At 63.4% G+C, this 25,219-nt stretch carries 29 protein-coding genes; 16 read left to right on the plus strand and 13 right to left on the minus strand.

The features are described 5' to 3' along the window. The first annotated feature begins 99 nt into the window (after window positions 1-99). The 3 genes from FOY51_RS23855 to FOY51_RS23865 all read left to right on the plus strand — a co-directional run bounded on the left by FOY51_RS23855 (window position 100) and on the right by FOY51_RS23865 (window position 2,563). Window positions 100-1,062, plus strand: coding sequence for a permease (locus tag FOY51_RS23855; RefSeq protein WP_149432807.1), 963 nt, complete (start codon window positions 100-102; stop codon window positions 1,060-1,062). Further along, window positions 1,059-1,790 (plus strand): TIGR03943 family putative permease subunit, encoded by a 732-nt coding sequence (locus FOY51_RS23860; protein ID WP_149432774.1) that lies wholly within the window; start codon window positions 1,059-1,061, stop codon window positions 1,788-1,790. The genes FOY51_RS23855 and FOY51_RS23860 overlap by 4 nt, the downstream gene beginning before the upstream one ends. Window positions 1,791-1,855: 65 nt before the next feature. Further along, a complete protein-coding gene (locus tag FOY51_RS23865) occupies window positions 1,856-2,563 on the plus strand; it encodes a cutinase family protein (protein ID WP_149432775.1) in 708 nt (235 codons plus the stop codon). Between the two features lie 6 nt (window positions 2,564-2,569). Here FOY51_RS23865 and FOY51_RS23870 read toward each other — a convergent pair whose 3' ends face one another. Both FOY51_RS23870 and FOY51_RS23875 read right to left on the minus strand, forming a co-directional pair. Then, complete coding sequence (locus FOY51_RS23870; RefSeq protein ID WP_149432776.1) at window positions 2,570-3,586, minus strand: zinc-dependent alcohol dehydrogenase family protein; 1,017 nt, start codon at window positions 3,584-3,586, stop codon at window positions 2,570-2,572. An 83-nt stretch (window positions 3,587-3,669) separates the two neighbouring features. Then, entirely contained in the window at window positions 3,670-4,530 is an 861-nt protein-coding gene (locus FOY51_RS23875; protein ID WP_149432777.1) for an alpha/beta fold hydrolase, read from the minus strand. Between the two features lie 74 nt (window positions 4,531-4,604). Here FOY51_RS23875 and FOY51_RS23880 point away from each other — a divergent pair, with 74 nt between their 5' ends. Beyond that, window positions 4,605-4,841 (plus strand): hypothetical protein, encoded by a 237-nt coding sequence (locus tag FOY51_RS23880; protein ID WP_149432778.1) that lies wholly within the window; start codon window positions 4,605-4,607, stop codon window positions 4,839-4,841. 1 nt (window position 4,842) lies between these two features. Here the strand turns inward: FOY51_RS23880 and FOY51_RS23885 are convergent, their stop codons facing one another. Beyond that, complete coding sequence (locus tag FOY51_RS23885; protein WP_149432779.1) at window positions 4,843-5,739, minus strand: aldo/keto reductase; 897 nt, start codon at window positions 5,737-5,739, stop codon at window positions 4,843-4,845. A gap of 87 nt (window positions 5,740-5,826) precedes the next feature. On the opposite strand from FOY51_RS23885, the gene FOY51_RS23890 reads away from it, so the two are divergent. Beyond that, window positions 5,827-6,225 carry a PPOX class F420-dependent oxidoreductase gene (locus FOY51_RS23890; RefSeq protein WP_149432780.1) on the plus strand — a complete coding sequence of 133 codons (399 nt, stop codon included), beginning with the start codon at window positions 5,827-5,829 and terminating at the stop codon, window positions 6,223-6,225. On the opposite strand, the gene FOY51_RS23895 is transcribed toward FOY51_RS23890, so the two are convergent. Then, complete coding sequence (locus FOY51_RS23895) at window positions 6,210-6,917, minus strand: YoaK family protein (RefSeq protein ID WP_149432781.1); 708 nt, start codon at window positions 6,915-6,917, stop codon at window positions 6,210-6,212. The two genes, FOY51_RS23890 and FOY51_RS23895, sit on opposite strands and share 16 nt — an antisense overlap. A 114-nt stretch (window positions 6,918-7,031) precedes the next feature. Between FOY51_RS23895 and FOY51_RS23900 the strand changes: the two genes are divergently transcribed. Next, window positions 7,032-7,940: a D-alanyl-D-alanine carboxypeptidase family protein gene (locus tag FOY51_RS23900; protein WP_235916693.1), complete on the plus strand. Its 909-nt coding sequence runs from the start codon at window positions 7,032-7,034 to the stop codon at window positions 7,938-7,940. A 35-nt stretch (window positions 7,941-7,975) separates the two neighbouring features. Here the strand turns inward: FOY51_RS23900 and FOY51_RS23905 are convergent, their stop codons facing one another. Continuing rightward, window positions 7,976-8,338 carry a VOC family protein gene (locus FOY51_RS23905; protein WP_149432782.1) on the minus strand — a complete coding sequence of 121 codons (363 nt, stop codon included), beginning with the start codon at window positions 8,336-8,338 and terminating at the stop codon, window positions 7,976-7,978. Between the two features lie 252 nt (window positions 8,339-8,590). Here FOY51_RS23905 and FOY51_RS23910 point away from each other — a divergent pair, with 252 nt between their 5' ends. Continuing rightward, window positions 8,591-9,472, plus strand: coding sequence for a DUF1295 domain-containing protein (locus tag FOY51_RS23910; RefSeq protein WP_149432783.1), 882 nt, complete (start codon window positions 8,591-8,593; stop codon window positions 9,470-9,472). Window positions 9,473-9,544: 72 nt separating this feature from the next. Continuing rightward, window positions 9,545-10,690: an NAD(P)/FAD-dependent oxidoreductase gene (locus tag FOY51_RS23915; RefSeq protein WP_149432784.1), complete on the plus strand. Its 1,146-nt coding sequence runs from the start codon at window positions 9,545-9,547 to the stop codon at window positions 10,688-10,690. On the opposite strand, the gene FOY51_RS23920 is transcribed toward FOY51_RS23915, so the two are convergent. Further along, window positions 10,627-11,202, minus strand: coding sequence for a TetR/AcrR family transcriptional regulator (locus tag FOY51_RS23920; protein WP_149432785.1), 576 nt, complete (start codon window positions 11,200-11,202; stop codon window positions 10,627-10,629). The genes FOY51_RS23915 and FOY51_RS23920 overlap by 64 nt on opposite strands. Before the next feature lie 117 nt (window positions 11,203-11,319). On the opposite strand from FOY51_RS23920, the gene FOY51_RS23925 reads away from it, so the two are divergent. Next, window positions 11,320-12,339, plus strand: coding sequence for an aldo/keto reductase (locus tag FOY51_RS23925; protein WP_149432786.1), 1,020 nt, complete (start codon window positions 11,320-11,322; stop codon window positions 12,337-12,339). A gap of 1 nt (window position 12,340) precedes the next feature. Continuing rightward, window positions 12,341-13,204, plus strand: a complete 864-nt coding sequence (locus FOY51_RS23930) for an LLM class flavin-dependent oxidoreductase (protein ID WP_149432787.1) — start codon at window positions 12,341-12,343, stop codon at window positions 13,202-13,204. Window positions 13,205-13,285: 81 nt separating this feature from the next. On the opposite strand, the gene FOY51_RS23935 is transcribed toward FOY51_RS23930, so the two are convergent. From FOY51_RS23935 to FOY51_RS23950, 4 genes are all read right to left on the minus strand, one after another. Continuing rightward, a complete protein-coding gene (locus FOY51_RS23935) occupies window positions 13,286-13,591 on the minus strand; it encodes a hypothetical protein (RefSeq protein WP_149432788.1) in 306 nt (101 codons plus the stop codon). Between the two features lie 17 nt (window positions 13,592-13,608). Further along, window positions 13,609-14,859, minus strand: a complete 1,251-nt coding sequence (locus tag FOY51_RS23940; RefSeq protein WP_149432789.1) for a hypothetical protein — start codon at window positions 14,857-14,859, stop codon at window positions 13,609-13,611. Window positions 14,860-14,976: 117 nt separating this feature from the next. Continuing rightward, window positions 14,977-15,270, minus strand: a complete 294-nt coding sequence (locus FOY51_RS23945; protein WP_149432790.1) for a WXG100 family type VII secretion target — start codon at window positions 15,268-15,270, stop codon at window positions 14,977-14,979. Then, the gene (locus FOY51_RS23950) at window positions 15,270-15,581 is read right to left on the minus strand and encodes a WXG100 family type VII secretion target (protein WP_149432791.1); all 312 of its coding nucleotides are present in this window, start codon (window positions 15,579-15,581) and stop codon (window positions 15,270-15,272) included. The genes FOY51_RS23945 and FOY51_RS23950 overlap by 1 nt, the downstream gene beginning before the upstream one ends. A gap of 108 nt (window positions 15,582-15,689) precedes the next feature. On the opposite strand from FOY51_RS23950, the gene FOY51_RS23955 reads away from it, so the two are divergent. After that, window positions 15,690-16,742: an NAD(P)H-dependent amine dehydrogenase family protein gene (locus FOY51_RS23955; protein ID WP_149432792.1), complete on the plus strand. Its 1,053-nt coding sequence runs from the start codon at window positions 15,690-15,692 to the stop codon at window positions 16,740-16,742. A gap of 27 nt (window positions 16,743-16,769) precedes the next feature. On the opposite strand, the gene FOY51_RS23960 is transcribed toward FOY51_RS23955, so the two are convergent. From FOY51_RS23960 to FOY51_RS23970, 3 genes are read right to left on the minus strand one after another with little or no spacing between them, the layout of a single operon-like run. After that, a complete protein-coding gene (locus tag FOY51_RS23960) occupies window positions 16,770-17,129 on the minus strand; it encodes a hypothetical protein (RefSeq protein ID WP_149432793.1) in 360 nt (119 codons plus the stop codon). Further along, on the minus strand, window positions 17,126-17,638 hold the full coding sequence (locus FOY51_RS23965; protein WP_149432794.1) for a hypothetical protein: 513 nt from the start codon (window positions 17,636-17,638) through the stop codon (window positions 17,126-17,128). Before FOY51_RS23965 ends, FOY51_RS23960 begins: the two co-directional genes overlap by 4 nt. Next, window positions 17,635-17,859: a hypothetical protein gene (locus FOY51_RS23970; protein ID WP_149432795.1), complete on the minus strand. Its 225-nt coding sequence runs from the start codon at window positions 17,857-17,859 to the stop codon at window positions 17,635-17,637. The genes FOY51_RS23965 and FOY51_RS23970 overlap by 4 nt, the downstream gene beginning before the upstream one ends. A 368-nt stretch (window positions 17,860-18,227) precedes the next feature. Between FOY51_RS23970 and FOY51_RS23975 the strand changes: the two genes are divergently transcribed. The 5 genes from FOY51_RS23975 (at window position 18,228) to FOY51_RS23995 (ending at window position 24,951) form a co-directional block, all read left to right on the plus strand. After that, a complete protein-coding gene (locus tag FOY51_RS23975) occupies window positions 18,228-19,136 on the plus strand; it encodes an SMP-30/gluconolactonase/LRE family protein (RefSeq protein ID WP_149432796.1) in 909 nt (302 codons plus the stop codon). Window positions 19,137-19,203: 67 nt separating this feature from the next. Further along, window positions 19,204-21,549 carry an accessory Sec system translocase SecA2 gene (gene secA2 / locus FOY51_RS23980; RefSeq protein WP_371830484.1) on the plus strand — a complete coding sequence of 782 codons (2,346 nt, stop codon included), beginning with the start codon at window positions 19,204-19,206 and terminating at the stop codon, window positions 21,547-21,549. A 134-nt stretch (window positions 21,550-21,683) separates the two neighbouring features. Then, complete coding sequence (locus tag FOY51_RS23985) at window positions 21,684-23,378, plus strand: cutinase family protein (protein WP_149432797.1); 1,695 nt, start codon at window positions 21,684-21,686, stop codon at window positions 23,376-23,378. 176 nt (window positions 23,379-23,554) lie between these two features. Continuing rightward, window positions 23,555-24,004 carry a hypothetical protein gene (locus FOY51_RS23990; RefSeq protein ID WP_149432798.1) on the plus strand — a complete coding sequence of 150 codons (450 nt, stop codon included), beginning with the start codon at window positions 23,555-23,557 and terminating at the stop codon, window positions 24,002-24,004. A gap of 122 nt (window positions 24,005-24,126) precedes the next feature. Continuing rightward, window positions 24,127-24,951, plus strand: coding sequence for a phosphatase PAP2 family protein (locus FOY51_RS23995; RefSeq protein ID WP_149432799.1), 825 nt, complete (start codon window positions 24,127-24,129; stop codon window positions 24,949-24,951). Window positions 24,952-25,219: the final 268 nt, after the last annotated feature.

A 25,219-nucleotide genomic window follows, 5' to 3' on the forward strand; every position in this document is an offset into this window, starting at 1 on the left:
TCTCGACGGTAAGTCCTTACGTTGCGTGAGATGCAAGTGCACTTCTCGGCGCATGATGTTCGGGTGACGCGAATCGAGCAAGCGCAACGTCGGTTACCTATGTCGTCGACACATATATTCGTCGGTGTCGTTCTCCTGGCGATCGTTGCGCAGACGCCGCTCGCCCGATTTGTACGAGAATTTCCGCGATTGCAGACCGCCGCAACGGTGTTCGCGAGCGTGTTCATCCAGGCGACACCATTCCTTGTGCTCGGAGTTGCGGTGAGCGGGTCGATTGCGGCCTTCGTGTCTCCGTCCGTGCTACGACGAGTTCTCCCCGGCAACCAGGTTGCGGCCATCGGAATCGGCGGGCTTGCCGGCATGGCGTTGCCCGGCTGCGAATGCGGCGCTGTCCCTGTTGCGCGCAGGCTGTTCGACCACGGTGCAGGCGCGGCCGCGCTGTCGTTTCTGCTCTCCGTTCCGGCAATCAATCCCGTCGTGCTGGTTGCGACGGCCGTCGCGTTCCCGGGGGAACCGGGGATGGTTGCCGCTCGCTTCGCCGGGTCGCTCGCGACCGCCTTGGTGATGGGCGCCCTGTGGTCGCGATTCGGACGTCCGAGCTGGGTGATCGCCAAGGGCCGCGGACACGGTCACCACGAGACTGCGGGCAGCTCGCGCCGGGAAGTGTTTTCCGAGGCTGCCCGTCACGACCTGCTTCAGGCCGGGTCGTTCCTGGTGCTGGGCGCTGCGGCCGCCGCTGCCCTGCATGTCCTCGTGCCTGCCACCGTGTACGACCACCTCGCAGGCCACCTGGTGCTGTCGATTGTGGTCCTCGCGGTACTTGCCGTCGTACTCGCGCTGTGTTCCGAGGCGGATGCGTTTGTCGCGGCAAGCATGTCGGCGTTGCCGCTGCTGCCGCGGCTGGTGTTCCTCGTTGTGGGTCCGGCGGTCGACGTCAAACTGTTCACGATGCAAGCGGGAACCTTCGGTAGGGCGTTCGCGGTCCGTTTTGCCCCGACGACGTTCGTGGTTGCAGTCGTCTGTGGAACCGTCGCAGGGCTGATCTTCGTGGGCGCCCGATGAATCGCGAGACGCAGAATCTGCTGGCGCTTCTGGTCGGAGCCGCGATCGTCAAGATCGCGGTCGACGGCACGTATCTCCGCTATGTGAAGCCGAGTATGCATGTGCTGCTGCTGATTTCAGGCATCGTGATAGTCGTTCTCGCGCTCGCCGCTGTGGTCCGCGACGTTCGCCGCGGCCGTGCGGACGACGATCACGACAGCAAGGCCGGCAGGCCCTACTGGATGCTGCTGATTCCGGCTCTGGTCATTCTGTTCGTTGCTCCGCCTGCGTTGGGGGCGTCGTCGGTGGGAACGGACCGGGTGATCGCAGGCAATCAAAGTTCGTCGAACTCGGCATTCGGGCCACTGCCGCCCGGTGATGCGCCGGAGTTGCCGATGCTGGAGGTCATCGAGCGTGCAGCTGCAGGCTCGGGTGGTGGGCTGGCCGGGCGGCAGATAACGCTGGCGGGGTTCATCGTCCGCACCGCCGACGGTGGCAAACCACGCGTCGACGGATCGCGCGACGGCTACGACCTCGGCCGGGTTGTCATCACCTGCTGCGCGGCGGATGCTCGCACAATGCGAGTCCACCTGGTCGGCAACCTCGGTTCCATCGCCGACAACACCTGGTTGTCGATTCGCGGCACCGTCGTGCCCGGCAGCGCACAGGCCGCGACCGGATTCACGCCCGCGCTCACGGTGTCCGACCTGCGTCGGGTGCCCGCGCCGGCCAATACCTACGCGTACTGAGAGTTGCGCGTTTGCGCATCGATCGAACTGGGCAACCCAGCCGGGTGAAGCATAGAGTTCGCGATATGAGAGCACGATTTTTCGCTTTATTCGCAAGTGCTGCTCTCGCGGCTCTGGCGATTCCCCTGGCGCTGCCGGCGCAGCAGGCATCAGCGGCACCCTGCCCCGACGTCGAAGCGGTCTTCGCTCGGGGCACCTCCGAGCCGCCTGGTCTCGGCGTGACCGGAACCGCATTCGTCGAAGCGCTGCGGCTGCAGGCGGTCGGGAAATCGGTCGGGTCGTATGCGGTCAACTACGACGCCAGCAACGATTTCAACAATCGAATCGGTTTGGCGGCATCGGTACTCAACGGAGTCCGAGACGCGCAAGCCCACCTCGACTTCATGGCGGCGGCGTGTCCAGGAACCAAGATCGTCCTCGGCGGATATTCGCAGGGCGCGGTCGTTGCCGGATACGCCACCATGCCCGGAGTGCCGCCGGGCTTTCCACCTGAATACGCCTTCGCCTTCCCGGCCCCGCTTCCGCCTTTCGTCGCCGACAAAGTCGCCGCGGTTGTCTTCTATGCGAGGCCGTCGGATCGATTCATGCGTGACGTCGGCGCACCGCCCGTGACCGTCGGGCCGTCGTTCGTAGGCAAGACCCTCGACAACTGCATCCCGTTGGACAACATCTGCGACGGCGCACCGGTGGGTCAGCCCGGCCCGCTGCACGCCCTCTATGCCGTCAACGGAATGGCAGTCACCGGTGCGGGCTGGGCAGTCAGTCGGCTTTAGCCCAGGTCACGGCCTGAGTAACGTCTTGATCGCCCGCCGTTCGTCCATCGCGGCGTAGCCCTCGGCGACCTGGTCGAGCGGGAGGGTGAGGTCGAAGACCTTGCCGGGTTCGATGGTGCCGTTCAGGACCAGTTCGAGTAGGTTCGGCAGGTATGCCCGGACAGGCGCAGGGCCACCCCGGAGTCCGACGTTGCGCCAGAACATGTTTCGCTGCGGGATGTCGCTGACGTGAGGCACGCCGACCCAGCCGACCATCCCACCCGGACGTGCGGACTGCAACGCCTGAACAACCGAGTCGTGCGTGCCGACACACTCGAGAACGGCGTCGGCGCCGATGCCGCCGGTGAGCTCCTTGACTTGCTCGACGCCGTCGTCGCCGCGCTCGGCAACGATGTGCGTCGCACCGAAATCCTTGGCAAGTGCTTGGCGATCCGCGTGGCGGCTCATCGCGATGACGCGTTCGGCGCCCAGTTGCGCGGCGGCGAGCACCCCGGAGAGTCCGACGGCACCGTCACCGACCACCACCACCGTGCTGCCCGGCCGCACTTCCGCGCTGACGGCCGCGTGCCAACCGGTGCACATCACGTCGGAGAGCGCGAGGATGTCGGGAATCGTCTTGTCGTCGGGAACGTCCGGAGTGGGCAGCAGGGTGCCGTCGGCATTTTGGACGCGGATCAACTCGGCTTGGCAGCCGTCGTATCCGGTGCCGTTCTGGCAGTTGGCGTGCGCGCCCGCCTTGCACACCGGACAGGTGTTGTCGCTGGTCAGGAACCCGCCGACGACAAACTGTCCGGGCCGAACCGTTGTGACGTCGTTGCCGACAGCCTCGACAACGCCGACGTATTCGTGCCCGATCGGAGTCGGCTTGGTGACCTCCGCAATCCCGCGGTAGCGCCAGAGATCGGATCCGCAGACGCATGCGGCGACGGTCCGAACGATCGCGTCGGTGGGTTCGACGATGGTGGGGTCGTCACGGTCTTCGAACCGGATGTCTCGTGTGCCGTGGATGATCGTGCCGCGCATGCGATGCTCCTCGATCGAGTGGTGGGCTCAACTGCCTGTGCTCGACGGTAGAACGACTTGGCGACGGTAAACAGGTACTGGCATTACATGGCATTACTCGCGCGCTCAGCGATGATCGCGGCGAGTTCTGCCGGACGCTCGTCCGGAATCCAGTGCGAGGCATCGAGAATTTCGAGCTTGTACGGACCGGTCGCGTAGTCGGCGGTCAACTCGGCACCCTTGCGCGTCAAGCCGACGTCGCGGGTACCCCACACATGGGTGGTGGGAGCGCTGACTTTGCGGGTAACTGTGCGCGGGCCCATGATGAGCATCGCCCGGTACCAATTGAGGGCGTAGGTCAGGGCGCCGCTGTCGATGACGCCACCCCGGACCTGATCGAACTGTTCGGCATCCATCTGCGACAGCGACTCGGCCCGGCGGTGCCGCTCGGGAGTGTTCACCGAGCGAAATGCTTGCTGGAGAAGCACTTCGGGCAACCACGGGATCTGGAACACCGCCATGTAGAAGGAATGCAGGGCTTGGTTGCTGCGCACGAGCGACCGCGTGAACGCCATCGGATGCGGCACCGATACCGAGGTGAGCGTCCGAACCAACTCGGGGTGTTGCGCGGCGGTCGTCCAGGCGACGGCGGATCCCCAGTCGTGCCCGACGAGGTGCACGGGCTCGTCACCGATCGCACGGATCAACGCGACGGTGTCGCCGACCAGTGCGCTCATCCGGTACGCGGCACGCCCGCGGGGTCGGGCGCCCGGCGAATAGCCGCGCTGGTTGGGGGCGATGGTGCGGTAGCCGCGATCGTGGAGATGTGGTGCGACACGAGACCACTCCGTCGCCGTCTGTGGGAACCCGTGCAGCAGAACGACGGGAACGCCGTCGAGCGGACCGTCGTCCAGCACGTCGAACGTCAGGCCGTCGTTGGTGAATGTCGTCAGTCGCGTCGTCATGTCCCCACCCTTGTCCACCGAACCGATCAGGAATCGAGAAGCGCGCCTACCAGCAGCCTCATACAGTCGATCTCATGAAAACAATGACATGCAAGCAAATGGGCGGCCCGTGCGACACAGCATTTCAGGGCAAGAAAGCCGACGACGTGATCAAGGCGCAGGACAGCCATCTGAAGGAACGGGTTTCCGGCGGCGACCAGACCCACTCCGAGGCGTTGAAGGAGATGCAAGGCCGGTGGAAGCGTCCGGTCGCGGGAATGGGGTGGTACATGAAGACCAAGAAATCGTTCGCGGCGTTGCCGGAGGACTGACTCAGATGTCGGTCGGCTGATGATCGAGAGTTGCGAGCGTGGCGGCGTCCAGCGTTATTGCTCCGGCCGCCACGTTCGCCTCGAGATGGGCGATGTCCGATGTGCCGGGAATGAGCAGCACGTTCGGCGCGTGGTGCAGTAGCCACGCGAGGCCGACTTGCGATGCGGGTCGATCGAGCGATTGGGCGACAGCCTGGACGGTGGGGTCGTCCGTGACCTTCGGCAGCCCTGGAAACGCACCACCCAGCGGAAAGAACGGCACCCACGCGATGCCATCCGCCACACACAACGCCAGCATCTGCTCGTCGCCGCGAGCGACATAGCTGTAGGCGTTCTGCACGCAGGCGATGCCCGCCGGAAGCGCTCGTCGCAGCGATTCGAGACTCACGGCGCTCAGGCCGATGGCGCCGATCTTGCCTTCGTCGCGCATCGCGATCATGACCTCGAGTTGATCGTCGATGTCGACGATCTGATCGCCTTCGGCAGACAGTCCGGGACCGACGTCCGCACGGCGCAGGTTCACAACCGGAATCTGCTCGATACCAAGACTTTCCAGATTGTTCTCGACGCTGGCACGAAGCTCGTCCGGTCGCTGTGCGAGTCGTATGCGGGCAGGGCCGCCCGGGTTGGAATCGGCGCCGACCTTGCTGACGACGACCACGTGGTCGTCGGGTCGGATCGCTTCTCGAACGAGGTCGTTGACCAGCCCGTCACCGTAGAACTGCGCGGTATCGATGTGGTCGACGCCCAGTTCGACGGCGCGGCGCAGCAGTGCGATCGCGGCGGAGCGGTCGTCGCGCAATCGCTCCAATTGCATGGCGCCGTAGCCGATTCGCGAAACGGTGCGGCCCGCCAACGATGCTGAGCCGCCGGGGCGTGGGGTTTCGGAATTGGTCATCGGTACCTGTCCTCGTGGGTTCCTTCGGTAGTTCGAACGTAGCGCCTTCGGCAGGAACTCGCGGGCTGTGCCGGGAGTTGGGATCGTATGGCCGACACCAAAACCGCAGAGCTGATGGCGCTGCTCCGCTCCCCCAGCACCTGCTACATCACCACGCTCATGCCGGACGGTTCGCCGCAGCTGACGCTGACCTGGGTCGACACCGACGGTGAACACATCGTGATCAACACCGTGGCCGGATTTCAGAAGCTACGCAACATCGAGCGTGATCCACGCGTTGCCGTCGCGATCGCGGATCCCACGAATCCGAGCCGCTACTTCGCCGTCCGTGGTCGGGTGGTCGAAACCACCACCGAGGGCGCCGTCGATCACATCGAGGCGCTCGCCCAGAAGTATCTCGGTGGACCGTATCCCTGGTACGGCGGTCGAGATCAGATCCGCACGATCGTCAAGATCTCGATCGACAAGCTTCATGCAATGGGCTGAGTGCGCGGCACCAGCCCTGAACGGCGCGGCGCCAGCCCGAACACCGCTGCGACAACGGCGATGACGGCGGCGGCGAGTCCGAGTACCCCCGCCGTCGTGATTGTGAGTAGCCATGCGCCGAAGGCCGCACCGCCGAGCATGGCCCCGATCGATCCCAGCCGGCGATGCGGTTTGCTACCCGTTCCCCCGGCCCAGCGATGATCCGCGCCCAATCCGGTCAGCGTCATCGTCAGCACTGTCGTTGTCAGATCCGGTTCGCCCATCCTGCGGACCGTGCTGTTCTGGAGGCCACACGCGGCCGCCAACACGACGATCAGCAGCAGTCGCTGATCGCCGGTGTAAGCGACTGCTCCGACGCCACCCAGGATCGCCGTGACAGCAATCAACGCGGATTCCGCAGCGAAGGCGAGCGAAAGCCACCGCGCTGGACGGTGATCGAGCACTTTGCCCATTCGGCCGCCGAGCGATGCTCCCCCGACGAAGCCGGCGACGGCGCCGACCGATGCGACAGCTGACAGACCCGATGCCGGGTTCACGCTGAACCCGAGCAGGACGACGTTGCCGGTCATGTTCGCGACGAAGACATGTCCCAGCGCCAAGTAGCTGACGGCGTCGACCATTCCGGTCACAAAGGTCACGGTGAGTAGTGCGCCCACGGTCCAGCGGCGCGACAGCGGCGACTCGATTGCCATTAAGCGATTGTCCACGTCAGTGAGTCGAAGTGAAGACTGCGGACACATCACGACGATGCGTCGATGCCGGTAACTTACAGGTGACGATGTGGTGGTGAGCTGAGAGGAATCCGCATGACTTACCGGACGATGGTGACCGTCAGGCGCACCGCAGTGGTGATCGCACTCTCGCTCACGGCAATGCTGTCGGGTGCGGTGGCGGATGCGGCACCCGCACCGTCTGGATCTGCGTCCGGCCAACCAGCCGTGCTCGCGCCGTTTGCCGAACTTGCCGACGGCACTACCGGAGCGCCACTGTGGACCCGCGCCGCGCAGACCCGTGCTCCGATGGGGAGTATTGCCAAGGTCATGACCGCCCTGGTGGTTCTCCAGTCCGGCGATATCGATCGACCTGTCACCGTGCCGCAGAGCGTGATCCCGTACGACAATGCCGCCGGCGCCAGCACAGCCGGCCTGGTTCCTGGCGAGGTGTTGACAGCCCGACAGTTGTTGTACGCCATGCTGATTCCCTCAGGCTGCGATGCTGCCTACTCCCTGGCTGCCTCCTATGGTCCCGGAGTCGACGCGTTCATCGGCAAGATGAACGCGACCGCGCAGCAGCTCGGCCTCGCAGATACCCACTTCACCGATGTCAGTGGATTGCCTTATCCCACAGGCAATTCCACCTACTCCACACCGGCTGACCTGGTGCGCCTCGGGATGGCCGCCATGGCGATTCCCGCGTTCCGTGACATAGTCTCGCTGCCGATCTACCACGTCGACGCGGGTCCCGGCCACCGCGACCACACGTGGCAGAACTCCGACGCACTTCTCACCAGCTATCCGGGTGCCATCGGCATCAAGACCGGGTCCACCAACGCCGCAGGCTACTGCTTGCTCTTCGAGGCGGTCAGAGGCGGACACACGCTCATCGGCGCCGTGCTCGACAGTTCGGCGGTGAGCGGGGCGGCCGCCACCGACGACGCCAGACAGCTGCTCGATTGGGGCTTCGGAGGACCTTTCGGTCTACTCGGGTATCTGTAAGCGGACGGAGCGGGATCGAACGGAGCGCGCCGCCGCTAGCTCTCGGTGATGGAAAACGCGTTGCCGTCCGGGTCGTGAAACTCGAACATCGGTGGCACGCCTGGCCATTCGATGATCCCTCCGGTGTGGACTCCCTTGGCGCTGAGTTCCTTGTGCGCGGCTGCAGCATCGTCCGTGAGGAAGCGAATCATGATTGCTCCTCGGGTGACTTCGGGGGTAGCGAGGTCGAGCGTGACGATCACACTGCCGTCGGCAGGTGAAAGTTCGATCCACCTCCCCGTCGGGATCTTGGAGTCGGCCAGGAGCGTGAATCCGAGGGTGTCGACGTAGAAGGCCAGCGCAGCATCCTGATCGTCGACAAGGATGCTGATGGCTCGGACACCGGTGAAGACGGTCATATTGGTACCTCCGAACAAGTCGAGCGCGACCATCGCGCTTACGAGAGAGACGTCGAAGCCGCCACGACGTTCTCGACATCGATTTCACGCACTCTCGCCTCTACCCGATTGGGTTCGCGGGCGGCGCAGCCACTCAACTCACGCCGACCCGTGCCGCGGCGATCACGGCAGATCCGTATCGGCCGTCGCCGACTTCGTATCACCGTCAGCGGGACGACTCCGACCGGTCCCGTGGGTGACTACAGTTCGGCCATGAGCAAAGGTGCCTCACTTATTCGGGTCGTTACGGCATATGTCGTCGCGATTCTGGCCGGATTCGCTTGGCTGGCATGGGGTCCGAACACCGGACACCTGTGGCTCGACGGGCTGATCGCCGACTTGATCGCCACCGTCGTGATCTTCGTGGCCAGTCGGATGTACAAAAACTCCAGCTTCTACGACGCGTACTGGAGCGTGATTCCCCCGCTGCTGGCGTTCTATTGGTGGGTCGAGGCCGACGCTGGTGTCGACGGCGTCCGGTGGTGGCTGCTGATGACCGTCATGCTGGTTTGGGCGGTCCGGCTCACCGGCAACTGGGTATACGGCTTTCCTGGTCTGCACCATGAGGATTGGCGGTATCCGCTGCTTCGTGATCGAGCGGGTCGCTTCGAGTTGGCCGTCGACTTCGGTGCCATCCATCTGTTCCCGACGTTGCAGGTGTTCGCCGGACTGATCCCCGTCTACCTGGTCGCCACGCGAGCGGGAGAACCGTTCGGCGTGCTCGACGTCGTCGCGTTCATGGTTGGGCTGGGGGCGGTCGCGATGGAGACGATTGCCGACGTCCAGATGCACCGCTTCGTCGCCACCAAATCGTCTGGACAGGTGATGGATCGTGGCCTCTGGTCGTGGTCGCGACATCCCAACTATTTCGGTGAGTTCGGGGTCTGGCTTTCGTTCGGGTTCTTCGGACTTGCTGCGGCACCTGGTGATTGGTGGGTGCTGGGGGGCGCAGTCGTGATGCTGGCGATGTTGCTCGGCGCCAGCATTCCGATGATGGAGGAGCGAAGTCTGCAGCGCCGGCCAAAGTATCAGGACGTAGTGCGGCGGGTGTCGCGTTTTGTTCCGTGGCCACCGAAGCGCTCGGCGGTCGGCTGATCAGGACTCGGCAACAGGGTCGGGGGTGCCCGCTCGGGGCAGCGCTGATCGCGTGCGGTTTAGAGTTCGTCCATGAGTCGTCCCAGGGTGGTTGTTGCGGGTCTGGGTGACACGGGCGTCCTCACCGCGATCCAGCTGCGTCGCCACGCCGACATCGTCGGCATCACCGCCAAACCGGAAATGGTCAGCGGCCAGGAGCTCGGCCTACGACTCGCCCGCCCCGACGCCTGGATGCACGATTACCGCATTGCCTACGACAGATTTCGCGGCCTCGATCGAGCACGCGTAGTACAGGGCAGCCTCACGAGCCTCGATGTCGACGCACAGACTGTGCACGTCGAGCATGCCGACGGTTCGTCTAGCGATGAACCCTACGACGTTCTCGTCATCGCCACCGGTGTCACCAACGGCTTCTGGCGCCACCCCGCGCTGCAGCACAGCGACGGCGTCGACACCGACCTCGCGACGGCTCATCACCGGATCGCGGACGCGGCGTCGGTTGCGATCGTCGGGGGTGGTGCGGCCGCGATGAGCTGTGCCGCACAGGTTTCCGAGCAATGGCCCACCAAGAAGGTCGACCTCTACTTCCCCGGTGAGCGAGGGCTGCCGCATCACCACGGCCGAGTGTGGAAGCAGGTCGAAGCGCGGCTCGTCGCGCTCGGTGTGGGGATCCATCCCGGGCATCGCGCAGTGCTGCCCGCCGATGCCGACCAGTTGTCCAGCGACCCGATCGCATGGTCGACGGGTCAGCCTCCTTCGACGGCCGACGTCGTCGTGTGGGCGATCGGGAAGGTTCGACCGAACACCGCATGGCTACCGCCGGACATGCTCGACGACCATGGATTCGTGCAGGTGACACCGACTTTGCGGGTGCCGTCGCACGACAACATCTTCGCGGTCGGCGATGTTGCGGCCACAGATCCGTTGCGGACCTCCGCCCGCAATCGAGGGCACAAACTGGTCGCCCACAATGTCCGGGCGCTCCGCAGTGGCAAGCCCCTTCGTGACTACCGATCGCCCACGCGCCGTTGGGGCTCCGTGCTCGGGCCACAACGCGACGGACTGGTGGTCTTCGCGCCGAACGGGCTGGGCTTTCGCGTCTCCGCTCGGTTGGTCGATGTGCTTCTGCAGCGATTCGTCAATCGTCGGATCTTTTACGGCGGCGTCCGCAAGCGCAGTCCGTCGATGACCAGTTCGACCATTCGACGCGCGTCGTAGCTGGAGTTGTTTTCGGCCCCGATGCACAGGTTGCCGACGCCGCGCATCAGGTCCAAAGCATCGACGTCGGAGCGGATCTCGCCGGCCGCGGCGGCCGCGTCGAGCAGGAGCGCGCACACCGGGACGAGGCGATCGAGGAAGTAGGCGTGCAGTGCCTCGAATGCGGGGTCGTTGGACTGCATGGCCTTGGCGAGGCCGTGTTTGGTGATCAGGAAGTCGACGAAGAGGTCGATCCACTGCGCGAGCGCAGCATGCGGTGACGCGTTGTCGGCCAGCAGTGTCGGACCAGCATCAGCGCAAGCCTCGACCTGATGTCGGTAGACGGCGACGATGAGGTCGGCGCGGGTCGGGAAATGTCGGTAGATGGTTCCGACGCCGACGCCTGCCTTGGTGGCGATGTCCCGGACAGGCGCATCGACGCCGGACGTAATGAACGCCGCGGCCGCTGCGTCCAGCAGTGTGGCTTTGTTGCGCACGGCGTCGGCGCGCTTTCGCGGAACAGTCGGATCCATCTTCACCTCCCTTGGCAAGCGGAACAATGTTCCGTATGTTAGAAAACGGAACGCTGCTCCGTTTGTTCAGGATGCCAGAACGGGCGAGTAGAAGTCACCTCTCGAGGAGGAACATTCATGCAGTACCGCACTTTGGGCCGTACCGGAGTCAAGGTCAGCACGCTTGCGCTCGGCGCCATGAACTTCGGCGCCATCGGTCGTACCACGCAGGATGAGGCCACCGCGATCGTCGACGCCGCGCTGGAGGGCGGCATCAACTTCATCGACACCGCCGATATGTACAGCAAGGGCGAGTCCGAGGAGATGGTCGGCAAGGCCATTGCAGGCCGTCGCGACGACATCGTGCTCGCCACCAAGGTCTTCAACCCGATGAGCGACGAGCGCAACCACCGGGGTAGTTCGCGGCGATGGATCGTCACGGAGTTGGAGAGCAGCCTGCGGCGCCTCGGCGTCGACCACGTCGATCTCTACCAAATCCACCGCTGGGATCCGAGTACCTCGGACGAGGAGACACTGTCGGCGCTGACGGATCTGCAACGGGCGGGCAAGATTCGCTACTTCGGTTCGTCGACTTATCCGGCATACCGAATTGTGCAGGCGCAGTGGGCCGCTCGCGAACATCGTCTGACACGGTTCACCACCGAGCAGCCGCCGTATTCGATCCTGCAGCGCGGCGTCGAGTCGCACGTATTGCCCGTGACCGAGGAGTACGGTCTCGGCGTGCTGGTGTGGAGCCCGTTGGCGGGTGGGTGGTTGTCGGGCGCAATTCGAGCAGGACAGAAGGCCACGTCCAACCGCGCGACGCGGATGCCGGACCGGTTCGATCCCGCCGTTCCGTCCAACAAGGCGAAGCTCGATGCCGTCGAGAAGCTGGCTGTCGTGGCGGACGAGGCCGGTTTGACGCTGATTCAACTTGCGCTCGGATTCACGACCGCTCACCCGGCGGTAACCAGCGCGATCATCGGGCCGCGCACCGTCGATCATCTGCACTCGCAACTCGCGGCCGCTGACACTGTGTTGTCCGGTGACGTGCTCGACGCGATCGACGAGATCGTCGCTCCCGGAGTCGATCTCGCTCCGGACGAAAAGTTCGACACTCCACCTGCCTTGCTCAAAGCATCGCTACGGCGGCGCTGACATGACCAGCTTCGGAATCATGACCGCACCCATGCAGGTCGACTACGTCGATATTCAACGGGTGTGGCGCGAGGCGGATGCCATCCCGGAGATCGAACATGCGTGGCTCTTCGATCATCTGATGCCGATAGGCGGTGATCCGGATGGACCGATCTTCGAGGGTTGGACGCTGCTCTCGGCCTTGGCAGCGCAGACGGAACGGCTGCGGCTGGGCTTGCTCGTGACAAGTAATCGCATCCGCCCGCCCGCGCTGCTGGCCAAGATCGCGACGACCGTCGACATCGTGTCGGGTGGACGTCTCGACTTCGGCATCGGCGCAGGTTCGAGGCCCAGCGTGCCGATGGCGCGGCGTGAGTACGACGCGCACGGATTGCCCTACGGCGACGCCAAGCACGCTGTCGAGAATCTTGCCGAGTCGTTGACGGTGATTCGTCGCCTGTGGAGCGAATCGGAACCGTTCGAATTCGACGGCACTCATGTGCAGCTCACGGGGGCATTCGGCAATCCCAAACCGTTGCAGAGTCCGCATCCGCCGATCATGATCGGTGGTCGCTCCGCAGGGGTGTTGCGGCTGGTTGCCGAGCACGCCGACCTCTGGAACATCCCGGGAGGCGACATCGACGACGCCATCAGCCGAAGCGCTCTGCTGGATCGCTACTGCACGGAGATCGGTCGCGACCCGGCTGCAATCACCCGCTCGATCTATCTGCCGGTCGACTACGACGGTGCCGTGGAGACGAGGGACGCGATAGGTCAGGCGGTCGAGGCGGGCTTCACTCATGTCGTTCTCGGGCTGCCGTCCTCGGCCTACCCGGAAGGTGTTGCGCGGTGGGTTGCTGACGAGTTGATCGCGGCCTCGAGTTGATCGCGGCCTCGAGTTGATCGCGGCCTCGAGTTGATCACTGCCTCGAGTTGATCACTGCCTCGAGTTGATCACTGCCTCGAACTAGTCGGCCGAAAGGTGGGATTTCATGAAGTCGATCAGTTCAGTCAGGTACTCCGCAGCACCACCGCGAACCGGTTCCTCGGTCGGGCGTCCTGCAATGACATCTGCTCGCAACGACTCGGCACTGTGCAGAATCGCGTTGCCCAATCGCAATCTGACACTCGGCTCCATCCGGAACAACGAAATGCCTTCGTGGTAGTCCTGCAATTGCTCTATATCGTCGGGATCATCGACTGCTCGTCGGGCCCGCGAAAGGACCATCCGGTACATGCCCTTTCGGAGGATGAAGCCGCCGCCGTCATTCATCGAAAATATTATTGCCACTAGAACCCTATCCTGAGGATCTTTTCTTGCTGTTCGGACGGAAGTGAGTCGAGATACTCTTTTATCGCAGTTTTCGATTCCTCACTGAATCCAGTCAGATCGATCATCGTGCCATCGTTGGACTTGAGTAGGTGCCACTGGACCGAGTCTTCGAATGATTGCTCGACGCGAGGGCTCCAATGTTCCGAGGTCGCAGGATTGCCCATCTGGTCGTAAGTATTTCCATCTTTGTCTTCGTATTCGCCGTCGCGTTCATTCTCGACGGCCCGCAATTCGAGTTCGGGGTGGGCTTCTTGTGCGCGCCGGAGCGTGGCTTGTTCCGCGGGGCGCAATCGCCCGAAGTTCGGATCCTCCGCAGGATTGTTCGCGCCGGGCCTTGGATCCTTGCCCGCAACACTTTCGACTGTCATCGCGGCGATCGCCGAGAGTCCACGCTCTATCTCGTCGCTGTACTCGATTGCGGCGAAGGTGGCGGTAGCGGCGCCGAGGACGGCGAGCAATCGGCTGCCCGTGACGACGCCTCGAATCCACAAACCGAGGTCGGCGATCAAAGCGCCTGCTCTGGCCCCGCCGACGAGAGCAGCAGCTCCGCCCGTAAGTGCAACGGCAACAACGCCTATGACTGCAGTGACAGCCAGTTCTTTGTAGAGCGTGTCCTCGCCGTGCTCGATCGAGCCGCGCATCGTGTTCAGCTCGGTATGGTGCTCACCGACTGGCGTGGCGAGTTGAGCGGAGGCCTTCGCGATCATGGCGGCACCCTGCTGCAGGGTGCCGAGATGCCCGGTGAGCATCTGCACTTCGGGTGCGTCGATACCCGCGAAAGTGTCCGCGATGGTTTTTATCTTGTCTGCGGCACCCGTTACCGAGTCGGCCTTTGCGAACACGTCCCACGCATTCGCTGCAACGTTGAGCTTGTCTCGGTCGCCGTTCGGCACTGGAAGTCCGATGTGTTGGAGCAATCCTGGGATGTTGCTGTCCAGTCCATCGCCGTTTCCGCCGGCTGACGGCGGGACGGGCGCGTCCAAGAACACGACACCGGTATCGCGCGGCGGCTGGACAGGTGCGGGGCCCTTGTTCGGGTTGGGATCGGCTCGGTAGTTCGCCAATGCCCAGTTGTAACCCGCGGCGTTGAGCACATCACCGTACTTCCACAATCCATTCGCCAGCGAGGCGAACGACTTCGCGATATTACTTGCCTGCTTGTCATATCCTGCCGACCACGGTTTGACGTTTTCGTAGTCGCCTGCCATTCCGCCTGAGCGATTAAGTTCGACTGTGAGCGGTGCAACTGCGTTTCTGAAGTCGTTCGCGAGATCTTGACATTTCTTTGCGCCGTCGTAGTACACATTCGGATCGATATTCATCGTTCAGCCACCGAGCATCCGCAGGTTTGCGTCTTTCGCGTCGGTGTACGCGCCGTGCGCTGTGCGAGCAGCGTCTTCGAGCACGCCGAGCCCCTCGCGAACGTCGGTTGCACCCGCAAGCCACTCGCGATGCGCCTCGACGTACGCATCGTAAGCCGTACCCGACCATGCCGGGCCGACCGCAGCGACCCGGCGATCGAGTTCGGCCAGTAGATCGCCGACAACCTCTTTGAAGGAGCGCAGCTTGACCGTCACCTCGTCGAGGTGGTCCAGATCGACGCTGAATTGATCGGACATCAGATATTCAGTGACCCGAGCGCGGATGCGGAGGCGGAATCCTGCGTGCGGTACGTATCCGCCGTCACGCCGAGCTTCTCCGCCATCTGGAAAAGTGCATCCCACACCTGCACCGCGCCGTGATGCATTTCGTCCCAGCCTGATCGGTACGAATCGGCTGCGCTCCCCCGCCACGTCGCGGACAAGCCCTGGACTTCGCCGTCCAAGCGGGTGGACCCGGACCGGAGTTGCTCGGCGATCTCGTACGCAAAGCGGCCGACGGACGTCACTTCCTCCGGCACAACATGCAGCGGCTCCCCGCTCATGTTCATCTGTCCCTCCCCAAAGACGACTTGCAGGAGATCGTAGATCACGTTCCCGCTCGGTGATCAATTGTGAAATGTTTGAGGAAGGCACATTTTCGGCTAGGAGGTTCGACGGTGGCATTGCGCGTTATCCAGTGGGCCACAGGCGGCGTCGGTGCTGCTGCGATTCGTGCGGTGGTCCAGCATCCGGACCTGGAACTGGTCGGCTGCTGGGTGCACTCATCCGACAAGGATGGACGCGATGCGGGCGAGCTGGCCGAGATCGAGCCGATCGGGGTGCTCGCTACCGCCGATGTCGAGGAAGTCCTGGCCCTCGATGCCGACGCTGTGATCTATTCGCCGCTACTGCCGAATCCCGTTGAGGTCGAGCGCATTCTGCGGTCAGGGAAGAACGTCGTCACGCCCGTCGGCTGGTTCTATCCGAGCGATCGTGACGCCGGCGTCGCACAGGCCTGTGCCGACGGTGGGGTTACGTTGCACGGCACCGGAATTAATCCTGGCGGCACGACGGACATCCATCCGCTGGTCTTCTCGGCGATGTCGTCGGCGCTGACTTTCGTTCGCACCGAGGAGTTCTCGGATATGCGGACCTACAACGCGCCTGACGTGTTGCGCTGGGTGATGGCATTCGGTGGCACCCCCGAGGACGCCAAGAACGGTCCGATGCTGAAGCTGCTGTCCGGTGGATTCAAGCAGTCGCTGCGCCTGTGTCTGGACGTGCTGGGTTTCGCCGGCGACGCCGAGATCCGGACGACGCACGACGTTGCGGTCGCGACTGCGCCGATCGATACGCCGATGGGTGAGATCGCACCGGGAGCTGTTGCAGCGCAGCGGTTTCAGTGGGATGCAGTGGTAGGCGAACAGACGGTGATCACACTCGCGGTCAATTGGTTGATGGGCGAGCACCATCTCGATCCGCCGTGGGAGTTCGGCCCCGAAGGCGAGCGGTACGAGATCGAGTTGCGTGGCGACCCGGACACCTTCATCACCATTCGAGGCTGGCAGCCCGAGACCGTGGCTGCTGGATTGATCCGCAATCCCGGAATCACTGCAACCGCAAACCATTGCGTCAACTCGATACCAGCAGTGTGCGCGGCAGCGCCAGGAATCGCGACGTACGTTGACCTGCCGCTGATCGCCGGTCGTGCGCATCCGGATTTGCGTTGACGCACTTATGCGATCGCGTTGCTTCCGCTAGTTGGCGGCCTGGCGGAAGTCGTCGAGGACCGACGTTGCAAATTGATGATTGTCGTCGAATCGTCCGCTGCATTTGAAGTTGTACGTCCCCTGTTGCGGAAGACCTTCGAATTCCAAGTAGACGGTGCCCACGTCGGTGAATTCCGGATCCAGCGAACCGGTCACGTGATGCTGCCAACTCCGAAGCGTGCCGAGGTTGGGCAAGCCGTCGGCTTGCTCGCACGACTCCTGCGCGATGTGCTGAAGGACGGCATCGTTCGCGTTCGATTTCGCAGCCAGTCCGCAGCTAGTCAGTGATGAAACCGCGACTGCGCTTGCGATGATTCCTATGGAAACGCTGCGAGTAAGGCGCGTCATGCTGCTGATCTGGTTTCGACGTGAGCATTAGGATCGGTCTCCTTGAAGGCCGCCACCGCTGCGTCCATGAATTGCTGCATCACTCTGATTCCCGCTCTTCGAGTGATGCCGTCTTTCTCGCGCCAGCGATCGATGCTGACGACTGCGTGAGTTCGATTGTTCTCCGGCCGAAAAGTGACACTCGCAGTAAATTCGTCGCCGTCGCCACCGGTAGTTATTTTGCTTCTGTGTTGCCAGACCGTCCGAAAATCTGTCTGGTGCGTCTTCTTCATCGAGCCCCCAAAGAAGACAGCCTTTGCGGACTCATCGGCCGGAATGTGCTTGTCCAAGGAATGTCTTATTGCCTCGACTGTCGCGTTCGTGGTGATGTGCAGGTCGCTATGAGTGAGGGAGCGCTGCGTGTCGTATTGCTCTTTGAAGAATACTTCTCGTTTGGCTTTCGTCTTCACTGTGGCGTAAACCCAGCTCACACCAAATATCACGGCGAAAAATAGCAGCGTCGCGATCATGGTGCGGTCTCATCTTTGCGCTTTGCATTCTGATACTGCTTCGACAGCGCTGTGAATCCGGCCTGGGCGCCGCGGCCCACCAGTCGTTCGATGGCGATTATCGCGTACCAGCCAACGATACTTCCTACAATGGCGACTAAAATTCCGAGCGCGGCACTACTTGTCGCCACACCGACCAGAAATCCGAGCACAATGCCATTCGGCGCACCGGTAAACCGCATCTTGTTTTCTCCAATTCTGGCGCAACTGCAAGAAGGTCAATGTATCGAGCGTGCAGTGCTCGAGCTATCCGCTAATTGGACGACAACCCGCGTGCATCAGAGTGATTGAATGCGGACTACGGGTGTGTCGGTCGAGCGAATGAGGGGCGTGGGGAATATGGGATCGTCGGAAGCTGCAATGAATTTGATTCTCGACGGGCTGAACCAGGGCAATCCACTGGCAATGGTGGCATGGCTGGGGGTCATGATGATCGGACTTCTGACGGGTCAAGCAACGATCTGATCCGAACGCCGTAAATCGCTCGCGCCGGAATGCCCTGATATTTGGGGTGTTCCGGCGATCGAGCGCGGGGATTACTGTGCAATCCATGCCTGTTGCCCGCATCCATGCGCTCATCCTTGCTGCGGCTATGGCAACAGGTACTGCGACCGCGGCGGCGCCCGCACAGGCGGCGCCGATATCGGACTGTGCTGGCTGGCAGGTAGACACCATCGCCCAAGGTCTCGGCGAATTGGAAAATCTCGTTCCCGACCCCAACGGCGGCTTCTACGTATCGAGCTTGTCGGCAGGCATTCAACACGTCGATGCGGGCGGGCGCGTACGTCCCGTCCTTCCTGGCGTGCCGGCGGGCGGGATGAGCCTCGCCAGATCGAACCTCTACTTCGTGGGTGGTTCGGACAGCGGGTTCCGGCGACTGGACACGGCCACCGGTCAGCAGACACTCCTGGCAAGGCCCGGTGGTAACGGTCTTTTGCGGCTGCCCGGCGGCGATCTCCTGACGACCTGGGTCGGCACTGAAGGCCTCGTCTCCAGTGGCGTGTCCCGCTACCACCACGACACCGGAGTGGTCGAAGCAAACTGGTCGACGGTGCCGCGTTCGGAAGGTCTCGCGCTGAGCCCTGACCACAAATATGTCTACACCGACGACCTGCTCACCAGCCAGATCATCCGCATTCCGCTCGACGCCCCGAAGCAGTGGACCGTGGTCGGGACAGTGCCCGCGTTGTATCCGGGCGTCGACGATCTGACGATGTCGCAAGCAGGAGCGCTGTACGTTGCCGCCCACATCGAAGGTGCGATTCATCGGTTCGATCCGAATACCGGCAGGTCGTGCGTGATCGCGTCGGGCCTGTCGATCGGCTGGACGGGACCCGCTTCGGTGCGGATCGGGCCCGACGGCACCGGTTGGGCGTTGTTCGCAACCCTCTTCGACGGCAGTCTTCGACGTCTACGACCTCCGCCTGGCGTCGACCTCGCTCCCGTGCAGAATCACTGAAGCACCGTCCTGCGTAACGTGGCAGGTGCTCGATGCCAGGCAAACTGAAGCACCGTGGCCGGAGGGAGTGCTCGTGTCACCACGTGGTCTGACGCGGTGGGTCAACCGTTTGGTCGACCGACCGGGCAGGACGGATCTGCACCGATACGACAAGGTGGTCGCGAAGGCCGCAACCTTGGAAGACGAGTTCCGCGCACTGTCGGACGACGACCTCACCGCGACGGCAATTCGATTGCGCGACAACGCGCCGTCCAAGTTCGGCGCCGACGATCTGGCTCGGGTGTGCGCGCTGGGGCGCGAAGCCGCCCGACGCGCATTGGACCAGCGCGCGTTCGATGTGCAGCTGCTCGGCGCGGCCGGCCTGCTGTCGGGGCACATGATCGAGATGGACACCGGCGAGGGCAAGACCTTGACGGGCGCAATCGCCGCCGCCGGGTTCGCGCTGCAGGGTCGGCGGGTGCACGTCGTCTCCGTCAACGACTACCTCGCCCGTCGCGACGCCGAGTGGATGCAGAAGGTCTACGAGCTACTCGGCGTGACAGTCGGCTGGGTGGATCAGCATTCCGACCGGCAGCAGCGCAAGGACGCCTACGCTTGCGACGTCACGTACGCCTCCGTCAACGAGGTGGGATTCGACGTTCTGCGCGACCGGCTGCGCACGGACCCCGACGACATCGTGTTGCCGGAACCGGATGTGGTGCTGGTCGACGAGGCCGATTCGGTGTTGATCGACGAGGCCACGGTGCCCCTGGTGCTGGCGGGATCGGTCGAGGAAGACGTCACCGACCATGCGGTCGTCGACATCGTGCGCCGACTGGAACTGGACAAGCACTACGAGGTCGATCCGGAGGCGCGCAACGTCAGCTTGACCGACGCGGGAGTCGACGAACTGGAGCGCTGGCTCGGCGTCGATCTCTACTCCGGAGCAGACAGCGACCTGCTCAACCAGGTGAACCTTGCGCTGCAGGCGAAAGCGTTGCTGCGGCGCGATGTCGACTATGTGGTGCGTGGCGACAAGGTGGAACTCGTCAGCGCGGCGCGCGGTCGAATCGCCCGATTGCAACGCTGGCCGGACGGCCTGCAGGCGGCCGTGGAGGCCAAGGAAGGGCTGGCCTCGAGCCCGACGGGACGGATCCTCGACTCGATCGTCGTGCAGGCGCTGATCGTGCGCTACTCGACCGTCTGCGGGATGAGCGGCACCGCTGTGCGCGTCGCCGATCAGCTGGCCGAGTTCTACAAGGTGGAGACCGGGCGTATCCCGACGAATGTGCCGTGCATTCGAGAAGACGAGATCGAACGTCTGTATTCGACTGTGCCGCAACGCGACACCGCGCTGATCGAATTCGTGCGAACGGTCCACGACACCTGGCGGCCGGTTCTGGTCGGCACGCAGAGTGTGGCGGAGTCGGAGCTGTTGGCCGATCGTCTCAAAGACGCAGGTGTGCCTGCGGTCGTGCTCAACGCCAAGAACGACGCCGACGAGGCCACTCTCATCGCCCGCGCCGGCGAGCGTGGCCGGGTGACGGTCTCTACGCAGATTGCAGGTCGCGGCACCGACATCCGGCTTGGCAACGGCACGGACGGCGATCAGGAGCGAGTCGCCGAGTTGGGTGGTCTGTGCGTCGTCGCATCGGGTCGGTATCACACCGGCCGACTCGACGATCAACTTCGCGGCCGAGCAGGTCGTCAGGGCGATCCGGGGAGCTCGGTGTTGTTCACCAGCCTGGGTGACGACCTGGTCGCGCAGAATCTGCCCGCGGTCAAGAAGCCCGCGCCTGCCGACGCAGAGGGGCGGGTGCTCGACCGCCGTGGTCAGGAGATCGTCGAGCACGCGCAACGCATCGCCGAGGGCGTGCATCTGGAAATGCATCGAAATGCGTGGCGCTATCACAAGCTGCTGGATGTCCAACGCAACATCGTGCTCGAACACCGCGACACCGTGTTACACGGCAACGCGGGCCTGGAACGGCTGCGTGAGCAGGCTCCGGACCTGCATACAGACGTCGAAGAGGACGTCGTGGAGGCGGCGGCACGGCAGATCGTGCTCTTTCACCTCGATGAATGCTGGTCCGAGTACCTCGCGTACATGGCTGACGTGCGCGAGGGTATCCACCTGCGCGCGCTCGGCCGCCAGACGCCGATCGACGAGTTTCACCGTATCGCCGTCGACGAATTCTCGGGTCTGCTGACCGATACCTACCAGCGTTCGGCGGAGACCTTCGAGTCCGCGACGATCACGTCCGACGGCGTCGACCTGGGATCTCTCGGTCTGCAGCGCCCCACATCGACCTGGACGTACCTGGTCACCGACCACCTGCATGGGGTTCCCGAGCAGAACCTTGCCGGCTATGTCGGGGGCCGTTTGCGCACCAGCGGCATCATGTCGGCGTTGCGACGTGAATCCAGCAGTTAGCAGCGACACACGCTCGAGATCGTAAGCCTGAGTAACACTTTCCGTCCCAACGACGACTTGGTACATGACGCCAGACCCACCGGGGGGTCCTGTTCGTCCACCTACCCGCACGTCTGGACAAGGGAATTTGGGACATGACACTTCGCGACTTCTTCGGTCGACATCGGGTCGCTTCGACCGTTGCCGCACCAGCAGTTCTCGGCGTGGCGGCAATCGTCGCCGCGTCGTTCGCACTCACGTCGACACCACAGAAAATCGACACGCAACTCACGGCATCGGTCACCGAGTGCCACGACATGGTGACCATCTCGGTCGCAGGCCGCGGCGACACTCCGGTTGCCGGCACCACCAAGATGCTGCTCGGGCCCAACGGCGAGGAATTGCCTGCCGCACTGTCCGGTGATCACAGCAGCACCTGGGTGGACCCAGTTGTCAACGCGCCCAACGGTGCTGTTGCTCCGGGCTCGTACGCCGCGGTCTATATTGCGTACCCCGCGAACATGGACAGCTACGAGGACGCCGTCACCACAGGTGTCGCCAATTCCGAGCAGGTCATGAAGGAAATCTCCAAGGCCTGCCCCAACACTCGCTTCTCGATCGTCGGCTACAGCGAGGGCGGCGACGTCGCCCGCCGTGTCGCGATGGACGTCGGCAATCAGGCTGCTGATTCGAGCGGCAAGTACGGGATCGTCGATCCCTCCAACGTCGTTGGCGTCGTCATTCTCGCGGACAGCGGTCGCACCGCAGGTGAGGGCCCGTTCCCGGGTGCAAAGGATCCGTTCGGCAACCCTGACGGCTTCAACCAGCAGTACCAGAACGGCACGACGCCGGCCGGGGGTCAGGGCGCATTGCCGGGCGAGAGCGGCGGATTCGGGGCGCTCAACGGCAAGGTTGCGTCCTTCTGCTCCGACGGCGACCTCACATGCTCTGCGCCCCAGAACATTTCGCTGCTGCAGTTGGCGGTCAACGTCGGGCGGCAGCTCAACGTCGATCAGCTGCAACGTGAGGGTCTCACGCCGGCAACCGGCCAGGATGTCGCCGTCGTGCTCGCGAATGTCGCCATGAAGGCGTTCGCCGACATCGCCGCGGACCCCAACTGGATGAAGAGCGACGAGACGTTCCTGCAGGTGCTGCTGAAGGTGTCCGATCCGGCGTACAAGCCCGGCCAAGATGCACCGGTTACCCCGGTTGCCGCGAATTCGGTGTCCAGTGACCAGATTTCGCCGCTTGCCTACCTGCCGCAGAAGGTGTTCAAGGAGATCGTCGGCTTGATCGTGACGAACCAGAACACCATTCCGGTGGTCATGAACGATCCGTACGGGCAGACCCTCGCGCCCGGCACCGGCCACCACTTCGACTACTGGCACGACGCGAACCCGGCCAACGGTAAGCCGCTGACCTCGGCTGAGTATGCCGCGGCGTGGTTGACCCACTTGGCGCAACAGGCTCAGGCTGGTGTGCCGGTCGACAAGACGGCCAAGCCGCAGGCGGCTGATTTCGCGGCAGCGGTCAAGTTGGCTGCAGACACCAAGGATGCAACGCCGACAACGTCGAGCACGCCGACCACGACGACGGATGCCGCCAAGTCGACGACAACATCTGCACCGACGACGGCTGCGACGACGACATCCGAAACCTCCAGTGCGGCAGTGACACCGGAGGTGGCGACCCCGCCGACGTCGAAGGTGGCGGCCACCGATCCGGTCACTACAACAGATCCGACCACCACGGATCCGGCAACGACGGATCCGACAACGACGACCGAGCCGACCGCCACCACAACGGAATCGGCACCAGTCACGACCACCACCCCGGTCCCCGTCGGCTGATCTGCTTGCAGCTGAATACGTTTCAGTGGCCTTCCTCCCGTTATCCGGGACGGAGGCCACTGTCTCATGTCGAAGTTGGCTCAGCCCCCAGAATTTGGGGCCTGACAACCACTAACGATGACCACGCAAACTCCGACAAACCGGATGAATGTCAACCGATTTGGAGGGGAGCAATCATGCGGTCCAACGGAAGCAAGGCAGTCCTGGGGTGTGGCGCTGTTGTCGGCGCGGTCGTCGGAGTTGCGGGAGTCGGTGTCGCCGATGCCGCACCGGCGACGCAGCTATGCACGATCAATTACCCGATTCCCAACGCGTTCTCGGTTCAAGCGTCGAGTGTGGCCAGTGCATCGTCTGCGAACGGCTTCGTCGATCTGACGCTGCATACAAATGCGAAGTCGTACCTCGGCTACGAGCAGACGTTCCGCGTGAGCTGGGCAAATATCGACACCGGCTTCAGCGGCTACGAGAACGTGGTGGCCCGAGTATCGGGTCCCGATACCGTTCTCTCCATTCCGCACATCGAGACCAAGTCTGGTCACGTCTACTTCGTGCTCGGTGTGACGAACCATGGGATTGCGCAGACCTACACGAACGGTGACTGCACGGTCGATTACACGGCGAACTGAGTACGCGCCGGGGGGCTTAACCCCAACTGCCCCAATAGCTTCAGTAGATTTCGTATCGGCGGCACCCGGCCCTCGACGTGGCTCTCAGCGATCTCACAGCGGCGTCGGCCGATACTGACATCATGTCCGACATCCTTGCCGCTGCAGATACTTTGCTCGCAGAAATTCGCACGGAACGCGGCACCGAGGAGGTCGCCTTGTGGACGCTGGCTGTCTCCGCCACCGCATTCGTCGCGGCCTGGGTGGTCGCGCTGCGGTCGACACTCCCGGTCGAGGCCAGGATCGGATGGAACGCAGTACGGGTTGCGTCGCTACTGGCGGCATTTACTCTTTTTGCTGTCCAAGCACATGGTGCCGGGTGGCTGTCCGGTGCGGATGCGCCGACTCTGAATTGGTTTGTCGACCATAGTAATTCGACACTCACGGTTTTTGCGAAGATCGTCACCACCGCCCTGTCGCCAGTCGGCACGGTTGTGTTGTCGGCCGTCGCGGCGCTCTACCTCTGGCGACGTCGGGGACTGCGACCAGCTGTACTTCTGCTCAGCACCATCGTGCTGGCTACGGCCGCGAGCACCCTCATCAAACTGGTTGTCGCACGCGACCGGCCCCTCGCGGCCGTGCAACTGGTCTCCGAGACCGATTTCTCCTACCCCTCGGGCCACGTCACCGGAACCGTGGCGTTGCTCGGGACGTTCGCCATCCTTGCCACGGCGAAAAAGAGTTGCGCCCGTATTTTTCTCGTCGTGACAGCTGCCGTAATCACGTGTGCAGTAGCACTGTGTCGGCTGTATTTGGGTGTGCATTGGCTCGCCGACGTGATCGGCGGATCGCTGCTGGGCTGCGCCATGGTCGTCGCAGCGGCGACGGTGTCGTTCGTTCTCGAGACTCGCGCTATGCAGGCGAGTCTATGGAATTCCGACCTCCGCCAATTGGCCGGCGAGCGATGACGAATCACTCCAACACGCGAGTCACGGGTATCGATACTGCGCATGCTGTAGTCATCGTGATCGTGACCGCCTTGACCACAGTCGCAGTGTGGTGTTGGCGAACCAGCACGGCTCGTGATCACGAGCATCGGGTGGCAGAAATCGCCTTGAACCCAAGGGGTCGATGCAACACGTCTGATCTGCGAGGAGTGTTGCAATGGCCTTTCCACCGTCACGTTTGTTGCTGCAACCGTTCTGGAATCGGGTTGCCGAGGGCCGTTCACCGGCT

The organism is Antrihabitans cavernicola, assembly GCF_008297975.1.
GTDB classification, from domain to species: domain Bacteria; phylum Actinomycetota; class Actinomycetes; order Mycobacteriales; family Mycobacteriaceae; genus Antrihabitans; species Antrihabitans cavernicola.

Coding starts and splice junctions, on each gene's coding strand:
- FOY51_RS23945 (WP_149432790.1), bottom strand. CDS start 15,270: ATGTCCGATCAATTCAGCGTCGATCTGGACCACCTCGACGAGGTGACG.
- FOY51_RS23895 (WP_149432781.1), bottom strand. CDS start 6,917: ATGGCAATCGAGTCGCCGCTGTCGCGCCGCTGGACCGTGGGCGCACTA.
- FOY51_RS23915 (WP_149432784.1), top strand. CDS start 9,545: ATGAGTCGTCCCAGGGTGGTTGTTGCGGGTCTGGGTGACACGGGCGTC.
- FOY51_RS23890 (WP_149432780.1), top strand. CDS start 5,827: ATGGCCGACACCAAAACCGCAGAGCTGATGGCGCTGCTCCGCTCCCCC.
- FOY51_RS23860 (WP_149432774.1), top strand. CDS start 1,059: ATGAATCGCGAGACGCAGAATCTGCTGGCGCTTCTGGTCGGAGCCGCG.
- FOY51_RS23950 (WP_149432791.1), bottom strand. CDS start 15,581: ATGAACATGAGCGGGGAGCCGCTGCATGTTGTGCCGGAGGAAGTGACG.
- FOY51_RS23855 (WP_149432807.1), top strand. CDS start 100: ATGTCGTCGACACATATATTCGTCGGTGTCGTTCTCCTGGCGATCGTT.
- FOY51_RS23865 (WP_149432775.1), top strand. CDS start 1,856: ATGAGAGCACGATTTTTCGCTTTATTCGCAAGTGCTGCTCTCGCGGCT.
- FOY51_RS23975 (WP_149432796.1), top strand. CDS start 18,228: ATGCCTGTTGCCCGCATCCATGCGCTCATCCTTGCTGCGGCTATGGCA.
- FOY51_RS23910 (WP_149432783.1), top strand. CDS start 8,591: ATGAGCAAAGGTGCCTCACTTATTCGGGTCGTTACGGCATATGTCGTC.
- FOY51_RS23970 (WP_149432795.1), bottom strand. CDS start 17,859: ATGCGGTTTACCGGTGCGCCGAATGGCATTGTGCTCGGATTTCTGGTC.
- FOY51_RS23985 (WP_149432797.1), top strand. CDS start 21,684: ATGACACTTCGCGACTTCTTCGGTCGACATCGGGTCGCTTCGACCGTT.
- FOY51_RS23880 (WP_149432778.1), top strand. CDS start 4,605: ATGAAAACAATGACATGCAAGCAAATGGGCGGCCCGTGCGACACAGCA.
- FOY51_RS23905 (WP_149432782.1), bottom strand. CDS start 8,338: ATGACCGTCTTCACCGGTGTCCGAGCCATCAGCATCCTTGTCGACGAT.
- FOY51_RS23940 (WP_149432789.1), bottom strand. CDS start 14,859: ATGGCAGGCGACTACGAAAACGTCAAACCGTGGTCGGCAGGATATGAC.
- FOY51_RS23920 (WP_149432785.1), bottom strand. CDS start 11,202: ATGGATCCGACTGTTCCGCGAAAGCGCGCCGACGCCGTGCGCAACAAA.
- FOY51_RS23885 (WP_149432779.1), bottom strand. CDS start 5,739: ATGACCAATTCCGAAACCCCACGCCCCGGCGGCTCAGCATCGTTGGCG.
- FOY51_RS23965 (WP_149432794.1), bottom strand. CDS start 17,638: ATGATCGCGACGCTGCTATTTTTCGCCGTGATATTTGGTGTGAGCTGG.
- FOY51_RS23875 (WP_149432777.1), bottom strand. CDS start 4,530: ATGACGACGCGACTGACGACATTCACCAACGACGGCCTGACGTTCGAC.
- FOY51_RS23990 (WP_149432798.1), top strand. CDS start 23,555: ATGCGGTCCAACGGAAGCAAGGCAGTCCTGGGGTGTGGCGCTGTTGTC.
- FOY51_RS23960 (WP_149432793.1), bottom strand. CDS start 17,129: ATGACGCGCCTTACTCGCAGCGTTTCCATAGGAATCATCGCAAGCGCA.
- FOY51_RS23995 (WP_149432799.1), top strand. CDS start 24,127: ATGTCCGACATCCTTGCCGCTGCAGATACTTTGCTCGCAGAAATTCGC.
- FOY51_RS23930 (WP_149432787.1), top strand. CDS start 12,341: ATGACCAGCTTCGGAATCATGACCGCACCCATGCAGGTCGACTACGTC.
- FOY51_RS23870 (WP_149432776.1), bottom strand. CDS start 3,586: ATGCGCGGCACGATCATCCACGGCACACGAGACATCCGGTTCGAAGAC.
- FOY51_RS23935 (WP_149432788.1), bottom strand. CDS start 13,591: ATGAATGACGGCGGCGGCTTCATCCTCCGAAAGGGCATGTACCGGATG.
- FOY51_RS23900 (WP_235916693.1), top strand. CDS start 7,032: ATGACTTACCGGACGATGGTGACCGTCAGGCGCACCGCAGTGGTGATC.
- FOY51_RS23925 (WP_149432786.1), top strand. CDS start 11,320: ATGCAGTACCGCACTTTGGGCCGTACCGGAGTCAAGGTCAGCACGCTT.